General features: G+C 36.3%; 11 protein-coding genes and 1 CRISPR repeat array. Of the genes, 6 read left to right on the top strand and 5 right to left on the bottom strand.

From position 1 onward, the window contains the following. Position 1 precedes the first annotated feature (1 nt). Genes E0W68_RS09395 through E0W68_RS09420 form a run of 6 tightly spaced genes read left to right on the top strand, consistent with a single transcriptional unit; the run spans position 2 to position 4,590 of the window. On the top strand, positions 2–931 hold the full coding sequence (locus E0W68_RS09395) for an Ig-like domain-containing protein (RefSeq protein ID WP_135219166.1): 930 nt from the start codon (positions 2–4) through the stop codon (positions 929–931). Then, the gene (locus E0W68_RS09400; protein ID WP_135219167.1) at positions 931–1,404 is read left to right on the top strand and encodes a hypothetical protein; all 474 of its coding nucleotides are present in this window, start codon (positions 931–933) and stop codon (positions 1,402–1,404) included. The genes E0W68_RS09395 and E0W68_RS09400 overlap by 1 nt, the downstream gene beginning before the upstream one ends. Further along, on the top strand, positions 1,401–2,684 hold the full coding sequence (locus E0W68_RS09405; protein WP_135219168.1) for a polymer-forming cytoskeletal protein: 1,284 nt from the start codon (positions 1,401–1,403) through the stop codon (positions 2,682–2,684). Before E0W68_RS09400 ends, E0W68_RS09405 begins: the two co-directional genes overlap by 4 nt. After that, positions 2,672–3,013: a hypothetical protein gene (locus E0W68_RS09410; protein ID WP_135219169.1), complete on the top strand. Its 342-nt coding sequence runs from the start codon at positions 2,672–2,674 to the stop codon at positions 3,011–3,013. Before E0W68_RS09405 ends, E0W68_RS09410 begins: the two co-directional genes overlap by 13 nt. Beyond that, positions 2,997–3,467: a PulJ/GspJ family protein gene (locus E0W68_RS09415; RefSeq protein ID WP_135219170.1), complete on the top strand. Its 471-nt coding sequence runs from the start codon at positions 2,997–2,999 to the stop codon at positions 3,465–3,467. The genes E0W68_RS09410 and E0W68_RS09415 overlap by 17 nt, the downstream gene beginning before the upstream one ends. After that, a complete protein-coding gene (locus tag E0W68_RS09420; protein ID WP_135219171.1) occupies positions 3,457–4,590 on the top strand; it encodes a type II secretion system F family protein in 1,134 nt (377 codons plus the stop codon). Before E0W68_RS09415 ends, E0W68_RS09420 begins: the two co-directional genes overlap by 11 nt. Here the strand turns inward: E0W68_RS09420 and E0W68_RS14050 are convergent. The 5 genes from E0W68_RS14050 to E0W68_RS09440 all read right to left on the bottom strand — a co-directional run. Continuing rightward, positions 4,555–4,935, bottom strand: coding sequence for a transposase-like zinc-binding domain-containing protein (locus tag E0W68_RS14050; RefSeq protein WP_449404227.1), 381 nt, complete (start codon positions 4,933–4,935; stop codon positions 4,555–4,557). The two genes, E0W68_RS09420 and E0W68_RS14050, sit on opposite strands and share 36 nt — an antisense overlap. Before the next feature lie 196 nt (positions 4,936–5,131). Next, a CRISPR array of direct repeats spans positions 5,132–8,860; the repeat unit is 47 nt; unit sequence GTTGTGAATTGCTTTCAAAAATCATACTTTAGTAGATGATTCACAGT. A 108-nt stretch (positions 8,861–8,968) separates the two neighbouring features. Further along, positions 8,969–9,274: a CRISPR-associated endonuclease Cas2 gene (gene cas2, locus E0W68_RS09425; protein WP_394346286.1), complete on the bottom strand. Its 306-nt coding sequence runs from the start codon at positions 9,272–9,274 to the stop codon at positions 8,969–8,971. A 46-nt stretch (positions 9,275–9,320) separates the two neighbouring features. Beyond that, positions 9,321–10,229 (bottom strand): type II CRISPR-associated endonuclease Cas1, encoded by a 909-nt coding sequence (gene cas1, locus E0W68_RS09430; protein WP_135219173.1) that lies wholly within the window; start codon positions 10,227–10,229, stop codon positions 9,321–9,323. A 108-nt stretch (positions 10,230–10,337) separates the two neighbouring features. Then, positions 10,338–14,540, bottom strand: a complete 4,203-nt coding sequence (cas9, locus tag E0W68_RS09435; protein WP_135219174.1) for a type II CRISPR RNA-guided endonuclease Cas9 — start codon at positions 14,538–14,540, stop codon at positions 10,338–10,340. 589 nt (positions 14,541–15,129) lie between these two features. Further along, the coding region (locus E0W68_RS09440; protein ID WP_262712117.1) for an IS1 family transposase at positions 15,130–15,528 on the bottom strand (399 nt) is incomplete at its 5' end.

Consider the following 15,528-nt stretch of genomic DNA (forward strand, 5'->3'; position numbering starts at 1 on the left):
CATGAAGAAACTATTATACATACTGCTCCCAATATTGCTGCTGTTGTCCTGCGAAGAAATTTTGCTGGAAGATGACATTTCTGATGAAACAGTATTACTTATCGCTCCTGCTGACAATGCACAGTTTTTCTCGACCAGTATTACCTTTACATGGGGAGCTATAGAAAATGGTACAGAATACAGAATACAAATTGCAAAGCCGGATTTTAATAATCCGTTACAAATAATAGCTGATAGTGTTGTTGACACTACGTCATTTACCACACAGTTAGGTATTGGCAATTATCAATGGAGGGTTCAGGGCGTTAATAGTGGTTATGAAACTGCTTTCAGTACGAGGTCGCTAACCGTAGTGAGCAATGAAGATTTTCAAAGCAATACAGTTGCCTTAACTTCGCCTGCCAATAATATAATTACAAATACGGCTACTCAAAACTTAGTATGGCAATCCGTATTAGGTGCTACCCAGTACAATTTACAAATTTTAGACAGTAATAATAACTTGGTAGATGAGCAGGATGTAACGGCAACCTCTGTTAGCTATACCTTTTCTGACGGGAGCTACCAATGGCGCGTAAGAGCCACCAATGGCGAACAGAATACACTATATTCCTCTCGAAATATTTTGATAGATACCACAGTACCGAACACCCCTATTTTAAATACTCCTGCTAACTCCGGTAATACATCAGACAATGATATAACATTTTCTTGGAGCAGGACTGCTATTGCAGGAAGTGCCGAAACAGATGTTATTTATATATACAACAATAGCTCGCTTACCGATCCGGCAGTATATGAAGGTGAAGAAACGAGTCCTTATACCACATCAACATTAAGTAATGGTACATACTATTGGTATGTAAAAGCATTTGATGAAGCCGGTAATGAAAGTCAGCAAAGTAGTGTATTCAGTTTTACTATAAATTAATGAAAAACAAAAAAGCCATATATATACTGTTGCCCTTAGTATTACTTATATGGGCTATGGTCATATATCAGTTTTTTTCATTTTCAGGTTCCGATGCAGTAGCGGTTAACAATAATAAAGCATATACTATTAAGCCCATAAATATTCCTGTTAAAGATACATTTACCATCAATGTAAATTATCGCGATCCTTTTTTAGGTAAAATGTACTTGCCCAATAATAATAAAACAAGTATATCTAAAAAAACCAAACCCAAACCTGCTGAACCGATTATAATGCCTCATATCATATATAAGGGTATAGTATCTGACAATCAGAATGAAAAGAAAGTGTTTATGGTAATTATTAAGGGACAAACATTTTTGATGAAAGAAAAAGATACCGAACAAGAAGTCACCTTAAAAAACGGAAACAGAGAATATATAGAAGTGGTATATAAAGGACAAAAAAATAAAATAGTAATACAATCGTGATATTTAAATGGGGGCATAAAATTTATTCTGGAGCTTTACAGTTCACCATTTTTATTGCGGTTATTATAGCCTTATTACTTGCTGCTGCGGTTATTTTATTTTATACCCATCGTTTTTTTCTGGAACAATCAAAATCCTCCATACAAAACATACAACTATCCGACTCAGGGATAATGGTTTTGAAGGGGCAAGATGAAATTAATCGAGATACGCTAAGTATTGCTGTGCCTGGCAAAGAAATCAATCAATCAATACGTACCCATTTATCCCATTGGGGTATTTACGAAAAAGCATGGGTGCAAAGCATAGATCGAAAAAAAGAATTTACAAAATGTTCTTTTCTTGGCTCTTCAATACCAGCAGATAAGCGCCCGTCGTTATATTTAAAAGACATGGCTAAGCCTCTTGTTGTTGTAGGGAACACAAACATAACAGGAAAAGCTATATTGCCCCAAAAAGGAATTAAAACAGGCAGTATAGCAGGGCACAGCTATTATGGCACCAGCCTCATATACGGTAATGTGGCAGAAAGTACTCCTGAACTGCCTAAGCTAAAATACAATTACAGGTCTATACTAGATTATTATCTGAATGAATTTATGCCGGAGCAAGACAATTTTATTTCATTATCTGATAATGCTGTTATTACAAATTCCTTTAATGCCCCTGTAAAAGGTATCGTATCACAACAGGAAATAGTTATAGAAAATAGTAGCATTACAGGGAATATCGTTATACGGTCTGCCGATAAAATTACGGTTCGTAATACTGCAAAACTAAAAGATATAATACTTGCTGCCCCTATTATTGAAGTTGAAGATGGGGTTACAGGTAATTTCCAGGCTATTGCAACAACTACTATAAAAATAGGCAGCAGGTGTAAATTAAATTATCCTTCGGCACTCGTAATGGTTGAGGAAGAACCTGACTTAACTCAGCCATATAACGAATTTCAAAATAAAATTTATATTAGTGAAGGAACTGTTCTCAAAGGGACTTTGTGCTTTTTAGAGCGACCTAAAGAAAATGATTATAAAGTAAATATATATGTTGATTCCGGCGTTACTGTAAAAGGAGAAATATACTGCGAAGGCAATTTGGAGTTGAAAGGAAATGTTATAGGTACAGTGTACACTAATCAATTTGTAGCCAATGAAAGAGGTACTATATTTGTAAATCATCTATATGATGCAACTATTTCGAGTGCAAAATTGCCCGAAGCTTTTGGAGGACTGCTTTTTGAAAATGAAGTTAAAACAGTGATGAAATGGCTTTATTAAAAAAAATACAATCGGCTACATTAATAGAAACCCTCATGGCAACTGTGCTTATTGTGATTGTTTTTATAGTGGCAAGCCTTATACTTAATAACTTGCTTTTTAATTCATTTTCCAGAAAAACACACGATGCAGAAACCCGGATTTACGAGTTAGAATATCAGATACAGCATAATGCTATAAAACTACCCTACCACGAAGAGTTTGGTAACTGGAAAATAGATATAACTACAGAAAAAGAAAACCAAAATATATGGCTTTATGCCACTGCAAAACACAAACTAAATGAAAAAGAGATAACGATAAACAGTATATATGACACAGCGCGCTAAAGTAAAATCTTTTACCCTATCCGAAATGCTGGTTGTAATGATTATTACAGCCATAGTAGTAGGTATTGCTTTTAGTGTATTAAGCCTTGTACAAAAACAAATTAGAACGGTTGAACGTAACTTTGCAAAAACAACCGAAATTTCTCTCTTTGAGCAACGCCTATGGCAAGATTTTAATTCTCATAACACTATCAAAGCCATTGATAACAAAGTAATCTGCACTTCGGATATTGATACCGTTACCTATTCTTTTAATCCGGAGTATTTACTAAGGAATGCTGATACTATACATTCACAATTAACTGTAGATAAATTTTATTACCTTGGCAACGAGGTAAAGTCAGGATTTATCGATGCTGTTACTATCTCTGCGCAAAAAGAACTTCCTAATCATACTATATTTGCTTCCATGCAGTATGATGCAACACATTACATGAACAACAATGGCATTTAAGTTAGATAACATATCTGCAAATAATTCCGATAAATCTGTCGGGAATAGCATTGAAAAGTTACTCAAAACCGAGATAACATTTTTCAGTAGTGGATTTTCTAATAAAAAAAAACAAGCTTTTTATCTGGAACTATCCGTCCTGTTAAAAGCCGGAATTACTATAAAAGAAGCTCTCGGCTTAATAATTGAATCTTTAAAAAAGGAGAAAGACAAACAACTGTTGAGTGGTGTATTGCAGCAGGTAATAAACGGGAAGCCATTTTCTGAAGCCTTATATGCTACAAAGCAGTTTTCTGAATATGAGTACTTCTCTTTAAAAATAGGAGAAGAAACCGGTACTACAGCGCGAGTAAGCAAAGAACTAGGTATTTTTTATGAACGTAAAAATGAGCAGAAAAGAATTATTATAGCTGCTCTTACTTACCCATCTATAGTATTATCTACGGCAGTATTAGTAGTAATTTTTATGCTTAGCTATGTAGTTCCTATGTTCCAGGATATTTTTAAACAAAATAATATGGAGCTGCCTTATCTTACTCGCGTAATTGTAAAGCTGTCAGAAATTACCAAATCATACGGATTGATTCTCTTTCTCTCAATACTATTGTTTTTCATGGTAAGTAGGTTTTTAAAAGACAATTATGCCTATCGGAAAAACATTCACTTGCTGATGCTCAAAATCCCGGTAGTAGGTCGTTTTATAAGTAAAATTTACTTAGCACAGTTTACACAAGCTGTTACACTCCTTACATCCTCAAAAGTACCCATACTAAACAGTATCCAGATGGTTACTAAAATGATTCGTTTTGTACCGTTACAAGAAGCCCTAACCCAGGTTGAAGCTAACATAATGAAAGGGGAAAGCCTTAGCGAAAGCCTTAAAAACAACAAACTATTTGATAATAGAATTATATCTCTTGTTAAAGTAGCGGAAGAAACCAATCAAACAGAATATATTTTCAATCAATTAAACGAACAATATAACCAAGAGGTTATGCAGCAGTCTAAAGTGTTATCAACTGTTTTAGAACCCTTTATTATTCTTTTTGTTGGCGTATTGGTTGCAGTATTGCTTGTTGCAATGTACTTACCTATGTTCCAATTGAGCAGTGCTATAGGGTAACGTAAAAGTCTTTAAGGTTAAAAAGTTGATTAATGTTCTCATCTCATTAACCTCATAAATTTTATTTCTTTTGATAATTGGTCTGGAAATAGTTTTGCCAATAATTATAATCCGTCGAAGCAATGTTGTGGTAGATATTTTTAGAATTCTTGAAGTACTTCTAATCCTCAAACCTTCTTTTATAAACAGGATAATCTGATTATTTACAATTGGTTTACAAGCATTATATAAATAGCTATTCTGCTGCTTACGGTTACAAATACTACACTTATAACGTTGCCTTCCATTATACTGAAATCCATTCTTAATACATTTGCTTTCGCAAAATCTACAGTTTATTTCCATGCCCTATTTTGATACATCAAGATTAAATAAAAACATTTTAAGGCTTTTAGAAGCATTAAAAATAACAGAGGCAGTTATTATACTCCCTCTATTATTATACAATAACCTTATTTTACTATTGTTTTTCAATGGTTTACAATCAAAATCAAAGCAAAACCCTAATCTGATACATTACCTAATCATTATCATAGTTTTTGTTGTGAATTGCTTTCAAAAATCATACTTTAGTAGATGATTCACAGTAGAGATGCTGAGCTATATTTTTAGACCGATGTTGTGAATTGCTTTCAAAAATCATACTTTAGTAGATGATTCACAGTTGCTGATGCCGCAAAAGTACGTGGACTGGAGTTGTGAATTGCTTTCAAAAATCATACTTTAGTAGATGATTCACAGTCTGCAAACCGTTATGCTGGAGTCAGGACCAGTTGTGAATTGCTTTCAAAAATCATACTTTAGTAGATGATTCACAGTTGCGTTCCAAAGCTTCGTTATCCCTGTCTAGTTGTGAATTGCTTTCAAAAATCATACTTTAGTAGATGATTCACAGTACGGGTGGCGGTGTCTCGCTTAATTTGAGTGTTGTGAATTGCTTTCAAAAATCATACTTTAGTAGATGATTCACAGTATGCTAAGTTTTGGGTGCTTGCCCGTTGGAGTTGTGAATTGCTTTCAAAAATCATACTTTAGTAGATGATTCACAGTTTGCAGAACTGAAAACCCCTGCGGGCGATAGTTGTGAATTGCTTTCAAAAATCATACTTTAGTAGATGATTCACAGTTAACCGCACAAACAGACCTACCTTATCCACGTTGTGAATTGCTTTCAAAAATCATACTTTAGTAGATGATTCACAGTAATGTTAAACTAACCAATTCGAGCAGCAAGTTGTGAATTGCTTTCAAAAATCATACTTTAGTAGATGATTCACAGTCTGCGTGCCCTTTTAATCAGATCCTGAATAGTTGTGAATTGCTTTCAAAAATCATACTTTAGTAGATGATTCACAGTAATGAGCAGCTAAGCTACATACTTGAGTAGTTGTGAATTGCTTTCAAAAATCATACTTTAGTAGATGATTCACAGTAGACGTTAGCAGGTTTTGCTTCGAGAGCTAGTTGTGAATTGCTTTCAAAAATCATACTTTAGTAGATGATTCACAGTATTTCTAAACAAAATGTTATCCGAATAAGAGTTGTGAATTGCTTTCAAAAATCATACTTTAGTAGATGATTCACAGTATAGTAGCAACGGAAAAGCAGCACTAAAGTGTTGTGAATTGCTTTCAAAAATCATACTTTAGTAGATGATTCACAGTCGTTTCGGGCAAAATCGAAGCGATGCCTAGTTGTGAATTGCTTTCAAAAATCATACTTTAGTAGATGATTCACAGTTTTACCTTTACGGTAAGGTGTACGTCTTGAGTTGTGAATTGCTTTCAAAAATCATACTTTAGTAGATGATTCACAGTTTCATACATATCTAAAACATTCCTCATTTGTTGTGAATTGCTTTCAAAAATCATACTTTAGTAGATGATTCACAGTATAAAGTGGCTCATCTACAGCAAACTGTGGGTTGTGAATTGCTTTCAAAAATCATACTTTAGTAGATGATTCACAGTAAAATGCTATAATAAAGCAACAGGAAAAGTGTTGTGAATTGCTTTCAAAAATCATACTTTAGTAGATGATTCACAGTTATTAGAAATAAGCTCGTCAACATATATAGTTGTGAATTGCTTTCAAAAATCATACTTTAGTAGATGATTCACAGTTGTGACAGAAATTGTAGGGGATTTTCAGGGTTGTGAATTGCTTTCAAAAATCATACTTTAGTAGATGATTCACAGTCCCAAGCTTTATTTTTTAGCTCGGCATCCGGTTGTGAATTGCTTTCAAAAATCATACTTTAGTAGATGATTCACAGTTCTCCGCCTGCCGAAACAAGGTTTGGATTGTTGTGAATTGCTTTCAAAAATCATACTTTAGTAGATGATTCACAGTGCCATCGATGCGCGAAGCTGACAGGCTTGGGTTGTGAATTGCTTTCAAAAATCATACTTTAGTAGATGATTCACAGTAGGGCTTGACTGTATTGGCGGTAGTTCTTTGTTGTGAATTGCTTTCAAAAATCATACTTTAGTAGATGATTCACAGTTGTTTAAAGCTGCAACGGCAGCTTTCCATGTTGTGAATTGCTTTCAAAAATCATACTTTAGTAGATGATTCACAGTGCTCATTTAAAATTAGGTTTTAGCTTTAAGTTGTGAATTGCTTTCAAAAATCATACTTTAGTAGATGATTCACAGTTTTTTCCAAATATCCTGCGTTGACTTGTTAGTTGTGAATTGCTTTCAAAAATCATACTTTAGTAGATGATTCACAGTATCCGGCTGATAAGCCTGTATATGTAAAACGTTGTGAATTGCTTTCAAAAATCATACTTTAGTAGATGATTCACAGTTAGTTAACGGATTTTTAGCATAGTAGCGGGTTGTGAATTGCTTTCAAAAATCATACTTTAGTAGATGATTCACAGTACGGCAGGCACAAATACATCCTGTCCCTCTGTTGTGAATTGCTTTCAAAAATCATACTTTAGTAGATGATTCACAGTAAAAAGCCTTAAAAGCTGTTAAAATATCTTGTTGTGAATTGCTTTCAAAAATCATACTTTAGTAGATGATTCACAGTCAAGTGTTTTAATTGCTGCCGTTCCGTCCGGTTGTGAATTGCTTTCAAAAATCATACTTTAGTAGATGATTCACAGTATGGTTTACAAGAATGCTAACGGCGAAAAAGTTGTGAATTGCTTTCAAAAATCATACTTTAGTAGATGATTCACAGTCAAGCGTGTTTCAATGCTTACAACGAATAGTTGTGAATTGCTTTCAAAAATCATACTTTAGTAGATGATTCACAGTCCTTCCGTTCTATTCAAAACAACACTTCCAGTTGTGAATTGCTTTCAAAAATCATACTTTAGTAGATGATTCACAGTGTATTAATCAGTAAAAAGGATTTATAGTTAGTTGTGAATTGCTTTCAAAAATCATACTTTAGTAGATGATTCACAGTTCCCAAAGAACGCCTTAGCAGAAGTTTCTAGTTGTGAATTGCTTTCAAAAATCATACTTTAGTAGATGATTCACAGTTTCTTCCCGGTTTCAGTACTCGCACCACCAGTTGTGAATTGCTTTCAAAAATCATACTTTAGTAGATGATTCACAGTTATTAAAAATTGGGGCTTAATAGAAAGTTAGTTGTGAATTGCTTTCAAAAATCATACTTTAGTAGATGATTCACAGTTAGCTTTATCAAAAGCGCCGTCGTCCCCTAGTTGTGAATTGCTTTCAAAAATCATACTTTAGTAGATGATTCACAGTGAAGCGTTTAATGTTACGTGTTTAATGTAGTTGTGAATTGCTTTCAAAAATCATACTTTAGTAGATGATTCACAGTTGTTATTACTTTTTTGTGTTGTTGCTTAAAGTTGTGAATTGCTTTCAAAAATCATACTTTAGTAGATGATTCACAGTCTAAAATCCCGTCGGTTACAAGTTGGGACAGTTGTGAATTGCTTTCAAAAATCATACTTTAGTAGATGATTCACAGTTTAAAAAATTTGTACTCATTAACTCCGTGGTTGTGAATTGCTTTCAAAAATCATACTTTAGTAGATGATTCACAGTCTATTCTTAAGTTTGTTGTGTATTGCTCGTGTTGTGAATTGCTTTCAAAAATCATACTTTAGTAGATGATTCACAGTAATGTTCTTCTAAGAACCAATAAACCCCGGTTGTGAATTGCTTTCAAAAATCATACTTTAGTAGATGATTCACAGTCAAGGCGGGCAAATATGGCAACTGCATCCTGTTGTGAATTGCTTTCAAAAATCATACTTTAGTAGATGATTCACAGTATACCAGCTGTAAAATGCTGGTATACTTATTTTTACACACTCTGTCAGGATTGAAAAATCAACTAAATTTCAGGACAGTAAAGAGTAGTAAAGAGTAGTTTATAAGTTCTAAAACAGCTCTAATTGCTGGCCGGGGGTGTCTTTTGGCATTTCTTTTTGAGCATAAAATATCTCCATCATACCAAACTGCTTATCGGTTATTTGCATAATACCTACCTTGCCCTGCCGGGGCAAAACACGTTTTATTCGCTTGGTATGTACATCGGCATTTTCACGGCTGGGGCAAAACCTGAGATATATTGAAAATTGAAACATAGTAAAGCCATCGTCCAAGAGGTCTTTCCTGAAACGGGCAGCTGATTTTCGCTCCAGTTTTGTGTCGGTAGGTAAATCAAAAAATACAAGTACCCACATACTCCGATATTGGTTTAATCTTGAATAATAATCAGGCTTCATAAGGCTAAACAGTTACCTCAAAAACCGGATAAAGTATTTTCCTACTGATACCTGCATAGCATTCATACAGGCTGTTTGTAGTACGGCTCATCGCCACCATAAGCGGGCTGCGTTTTCCTTCTAATACCACATCCATGGCGGGTATGGCAAGCAGTATTGTTTTTAATTCGTGGGTAAGGTCTTCATAGTTGTGGTGCTTTTGTGTTATATCATAAACCAAAGCGTCTACATAAATCCGATATGGCTCCATAATATCATCTGCAAGGCAAAAAGCATTGTATTTATTACTGTGAAAAACCCCTACTGACGGCAATAACCCGCTACTAATAAGCGCACGTGCAGTAACTGCCCGCAAAATGGCATACCCATAATTCAATAAACCGTTAGGTGCCATTCCTTTCTGGTTTCGGCTAAAATCAGGGACATGGCTAAATAAGCTTTGAAAATAAAAAGCTGCTGCTATTGCTTCGTGATTTTCCACATCGCCGCTTTTTACCTCATTTGCCCAGCGTTTCAGCTTTTTACTGTCTTTACCTATTGCTGACAAATGATGCGCCTGGTTTGCTATCTTGACACTTACCGTTTGCTGCCAAAGGTTTTTCTTTAATGGAACACTGGCGTTAAGCTGGTGCCTGTAACGCTCGGTCTGCACGCTATGTCCGGTTAATGGTTGCAAAATAGCATTGGGTAAATGTTGCTTGTCGCATGTTATTACTGCCGTCTTATTTTCGATAAGCTTACCCATTAGCCCGTTTGTTAGCGTTATTTGAGGATGTTCCAGCACGATATAGCCCAAATCTTCAATGGGAATGGTAACCGGCAACTTTATATCTTCCGGAAAACTTACTACCAGTTGCTCGTTCTTTGTACTTAAATAAGCCGGATTGCTAAAAAACAGGGTTCGTTTTACCATAATTTTTGATTTAAAAAATCTCTAAATATGGAGTGTAAGGGTTGGGGTAGCAGTAAACCTCCTGCCCCCAGCCCTAATGCCTTTAAAAAACCAGAACGGTTCATTGTATCAGATTTTAAATGTTATGCTGCCGTCAAGAGCCATTTCAAAATCAGGCCCTTCAACAATAAAATTCCATTGCTTTTGAGTAAGGCGTAAAAACATTTGCTTTTCATTCGCATCATAATATGAAAACTCTTTATTGTCCTTTTTAAGTTCAGTGTCTATCCCCGAGGCAAGATGATGCTTAAACTTAATTCTGCCGTCTGCTTCGAATTGATACATTTTGAACATACGCGCAGAAAGCTCAGCCTTTGTAAGTTCAGTAAGCTCTTCCGGAGAATCTGCAAAAAACATAACCTTTTGTCCTGACCTCAGTACAGCATGTAGCGGAACAGTAAGAGCATTTTTCCCTTTACCCATTTCTACCTGGTTGAAAAAGGGCTCGTTGAAATAATAGCTATCATCCTTAATTTTAGATTCGCCCACTTTACCAATACTCTGAATGTTTATTGATTTATTTTTCCCGTCAGTGCTTTTATAAAACAAACACAATGCATTTTCCCCGTTTATAGCAAGGGTTTTGCGTTTATGTTCTTTTTTAGAGATAAAGCTGTGGGTGTGTACCTTTACAGTATTGTCATAATTAAGGCTTTCAAAACAGCGTATCCTCCTTATTTTATTAACCTGCTCACCATTCTTACCAAGCATATAAACGCCTTCAGTTAAAGCAGTTTTAAAATCTGAAGCCTCTACCTGCTGTTTTATCATCCTGTACAGATCTTTGTCTACAATTACCTTTTCAATCTCTTCAAGCGACTTAAACCCTGGTGAATTTGGGTCTTTTTTATACAGCAACGGCTTTCGCACCACTACAAAAGTTTTTTCCTGTAGTTTCATCTTACCGTTATCATCAAAAGAAATCCTGCCGTCATTATCTCTTACCGGCTGCTTAATGGCACCATAAAGTGTTTCGCCGTGCAGCTGCCCGCGTATGGTATCGCCTTTGGCTATTCTGATTGTACCATTATCATTTTTGACAATTTTGCCACGCTTCCTCACCTTTTTATAAGTTGGTAAAGTAGTTTTATTTTCAGCAATATTGTTAATCAGTATTTCATGCTCTATGCCCAGTATTTTTCCCGCTGAGAAATTAGTCCACCCGTTAGGTTTCTCATGATAGCAAGAAGTGTTATCCCTGTCTTTCTGCTCATTATACTTCTGCAAAATCTTATCCCGGTCATAAAATGGCGGAATTAATGTAAGTATAGCCGCGTCTATAGCATGGTGGCTGTGTACCTTGCGATCCTTTTTTTCAAATGGAAGCTTTACTTCATAAATTTCTTTAAACGCGTGTACCACACTGCCCTTCTCTACCGCTACTTTATTAAACACCGTTTTCAGGTAAGGTAGCGTATACTTGGTAATCATTTGGGTATCGCGCAACTGGCTGTTTTTCCAGGCCGAGTTATATTCCTCAAGGGTAAAGGTACGCAGCTTGGCTTTCCAATAGTCTAAATCCATCTTGGCCATATGCTTGCGCTGTATGCAATTGTCTTTTATATCCTTTGTAGAGGCAAATTTTGCCCTGTTACGCCAATCGTCATATAGTTTCTCAAGGTCTTCAATCTTTTTCCAACTTTCTTTGATTTCTTCCTTCCCTCTTCTTGTTGCCGTTTTTAACGACCTTTTCCCAAAAAGGCGCTCCATAGAAGTTATAATTGCCGGATAGGTTTTACCGTTAATTGTTTCATCATGCTCATAATTGGGTAATTGTGATGGAAACCGTTTTCCCTTCACATGCCTGTTATAGTGTGTATCAGCAAGGGTAAGGTTTTTTAGTTCACTGTCAAAACTAATGCTGGCCGGTATGGTGTGCTCTACATCAAACAGATGCCCTTTAAGCACCTCGCTGCCACCAATAAGCTTACCGGTATACAAACACATCCTGCCCTGTTCTTCCCACAGGCGTATTTTGCGTATCATGTTTGGGTTATTTTCATCAAAATTTGTTTTGCATTCCGCATTAATTTCTTTTATGGTATCACGGTGTTTTTGATTTTCGCGCTCGCGCTCGTTATTCCATTTTTCTATGGCTTTGCGTGTATTGGCATCATTAAGTTCACGGGCTATTTCTACCACTATGCGGGTATATTTATCTATTTTATTGGTCTTAAGCAGGTGGTTAATAAGCTGCTTTAGCTTATGCATGGTTTTTAGCGCCATAGGGTTTTTAAGTCCCATGCTTATAGGTTCGGGACTTCCTAAAAGTTCTAAGCTGCGCCCTTCATAATCAGCATCGGGATGCTTGTGTATAAAAGCCTCCTTTTTCTTGACCGGTATATAAACGTCTTTGCCTTTCAGGGTAAAGTGCTCATACTCTTGTGCTGCTGTATAATTTTCCTGTTCAGACGGATGCCATAAAAATTTCTTCCTGCTTTCAGGGATACCATAAGCTTCTTTAAAATAATCAAAAACCTGGTCGTGAAGGCGTGCAGGCTGGGCAAAAGCACCGCTCTTTTCCCTTATCGATGTCATTAAAAACGACCTGAATTTTTCTGATACTGCTGCTATAATACGTTCTTTCTCTTCATCGCTAAAGTTTTCCCAGGCTTTGGTGGTAAATGTTTCTATTATTTTTTTGTATACGCGGCTCTGCTCATCTGCATCGAGCGGCCTGCCGTCTTCTATAGTATAACGGCCTGCCGCCATTTCGTCGGCTATAAGGCTGTTTACAACTCCGTTTACCTGTTTCAGGTCTTTATTGGCTTCAAATATTTTTCCTATATCTTCAGAAAAATGCTCAATAAGCCCATCAGTAATACTTTCTGACCCTAACACCTTGTACAAGTTTGCCATATATACCGCCTGGCTGTAAATGTAGCCTCTTTGCAGGTAAGGCAATATCTTTTTAATGGCTGAAAGGCTCAGTGTGGCATAGCCTTGCTTCAACCTCCTGCCTGCAAACTTATTGGTCTTTTCTTCGTCTAAGCCAAGTTTATTCACTGCAAAATCCTTAAGGCTCTCGCGGTCGTCAAACGTATTGAGCACGTGCCATACATCTTCAAAGGTATAGCCATTACCCGTTTTCTTTTGCTGCTTTGCCTCACGATTGTGTATGTAGGCCCAGCCGTATTTTTCTTTCCAACCCTCGCCTAAAACATCATTAAAAAACCTGAGCAGCCTGGCAGAAACCACTTTAGTATTTTCCTTAAACCGGGCTGTAGTTTCTGCGCCGTCTTTCTTTAACTGGGTTAAAATCGACTTGAAATCAAAATCATCAGATGCCTTATAGAACAGCGGGTAAATTTTGTCTTTCAGGTAATCGGCTTTGGCAATGCCTGCCGGTGGCACTATGTTCAGGTTATTGATAAAAATCCAAGTACGGTATTCTTCATACAGCGGATGACTTATGGGGGCGCGCTTTTTACCAGGTTCATAAATACAGTTACCAATAAGCCCCTTTTGGGTGCGTAACGGTCGCTGCCAGATAATGGCTTTCCATAGTTTTTGGTAATCATTATCACTTATATCCTGAACGCGGCATATTTCTTTCAGTTCGTTTTCATAATCCTTGCGTAGGTTGTAGCGCTGCCTTATGCGGCCGCCACGTGCCTTTTGATAATGGTATAGCGCTGCGCCCAAGGTACCATAATCTTCAATATAAGCCGAAATATCATCCCTGCCCTTAACAGCACCGTCTTTACTGCCTGTAAGCATGGTTTTAGCCTCCTCATCATCACGGCCTTTAAAGCCACGACGCTGCACCAATTGGTAAAACACCCTGCCCAGTACCTGCGGGTTATTCTGGAACACATTACGGTAGTGTTCATCGGTAGCAAAGGCACGGAATGCGTAATAACTCTCATCTTTATCTTTGCCCAGCAGGTGGAAATCAGGCTTGCCATCGCCATTAAAATCAAAACGCAGCCAGTTAATAAATACTTCAGACTGCGGGTAGCGCCTGCCGTAAGGTTTGGTGTACTTGCGCCATTCGTCAAGTTCTTCAATAGTAAGCGGACACATATTGTGTTCTATGAGAAATTGCAACAGGACATATTTCCTGTATTTTTCAGACTGGTAGTTGCGGCGCTTGCCACGGCTCTCGGTGCGTTTTTGTACACGAGGAAACTCTATCCCTTTTTCTGAAGCTACCCCTTTTTCAAAAGTAAGTACACCACTATGTATAATCTGGCTATCTACGGCTGATGTGTCTCTTATGGCCCAGCCGATACTGTTTGTTCCAAGGTCCAGTCCTAGTATTTTAGTCATTTTTGGTTGGTTAATGGTTAATCTTTCAGTTAAAAATCAACTTCTTACAAGGTGAAAAAATAATTCTACTTACAAATTTAAAAAAATAGGTCATACAACACACTGCTTTTATGAATTTATGTATATTTGCATTATAAAAAAGCAAAAGCACTTAGTGCACTAAGTGTTAAGAGGGCGGTTTTAAACACATTCTTTAGTCTCATTAGCTTAAGCTTTTTTTTTACAATCTACTATGCTAAAAATACTTTTAGTGCAGTGTGTTGTGTTGTGAATTGATTTTTATATATTTGTATTACTGAAAGCAATTCACAATAAGGCTATAAGCCGAAGAAAATCTTTAGTCCTGCGTTCCGTGGGACTTTTTTATTGCCAAAATATTAAAAAAAACACAAGCTACAATACCCATTAATAGGTATTTACTAATGCTTTTGCGGGTATGTTTATTGATACATTACAGTAAAGACTATTCCGTTGTGAAAACATTTGGGTTGTATCTTGTCAATAATCAGTAGGTTTTTTCATTTCTCCAAAAGCAGTATTAAGTCAAATCTGCCCTTAAAGATTTATCTAAACCATAAATCTTTGTAAATTATCCCAAAAAATAAATCTTTAAAACGGAGTTTAGCACAAGTAAACTTCTTGAAAAACAAATAGTCCTGCGATTCAGTCTTTTCAAGTGAGTTCTTAATGTTAGGTTGTTTCTCTCAATACGATTTGTACCGAATGGTTTAACAGCATGGAGGCCAACAGGAATAAGTGACTTATAATTCCTCAGTCTATCGGTATAAATTTTCTTTGCCTTGGATAATTCCAATGTTTTTATTACAGCATGTAAAGTCTTATTTGTTCTCTTTCCGACACAGAAACTTATAACATTCTTGGATGTCCGCTCCAAAGCATATACTATCCATATAAGTTTACTCTTTCGTTGGATGAATGTTCTCATCTCATCAACCTCATAAATTTTATCTCTTTTAATAATTGGTCT

Origin of the sequence: Flavobacterium salilacus subsp. salilacus (assembly GCF_004634195.1) — a bacterium.
Taxonomy (GTDB): domain Bacteria; phylum Bacteroidota; class Bacteroidia; order Flavobacteriales; family Flavobacteriaceae; genus Flavobacterium; species Flavobacterium salilacus.

Bases quoted from the DNA above. Each gene is read 5' to 3' on its own strand.
- E0W68_RS09410 (WP_135219169.1), top strand. From the start codon at position 2,672: ATGGCTTTATTAAAAAAAATACAATCGGCTACATTAATAGAAACCCTC.
- E0W68_RS09420 (WP_135219171.1), top strand. From the start codon at position 3,457: ATGGCATTTAAGTTAGATAACATATCTGCAAATAATTCCGATAAATCT.
- E0W68_RS14050 (WP_449404227.1), bottom strand. From the start codon at position 4,935: ATGGAAATAAACTGTAGATTTTGCGAAAGCAAATGTATTAAGAATGGA.
- cas2 (WP_394346286.1), bottom strand. From the start codon at position 9,274: ATGTGGGTACTTGTATTTTTTGATTTACCTACCGACACAAAACTGGAG.
- cas1 (WP_135219173.1), bottom strand. From the start codon at position 10,229: ATGGTAAAACGAACCCTGTTTTTTAGCAATCCGGCTTATTTAAGTACA.
- cas9 (WP_135219174.1), bottom strand. From the start codon at position 14,540: ATGACTAAAATACTAGGACTGGACCTTGGAACAAACAGTATCGGCTGG.
- E0W68_RS09400 (WP_135219167.1), top strand. From the start codon at position 931: ATGAAAAACAAAAAAGCCATATATATACTGTTGCCCTTAGTATTACTT.
- E0W68_RS09395 (WP_135219166.1), top strand. From the start codon at position 2: ATGAAGAAACTATTATACATACTGCTCCCAATATTGCTGCTGTTGTCC.
- E0W68_RS09415 (WP_135219170.1), top strand. From the start codon at position 2,997: ATGACACAGCGCGCTAAAGTAAAATCTTTTACCCTATCCGAAATGCTG.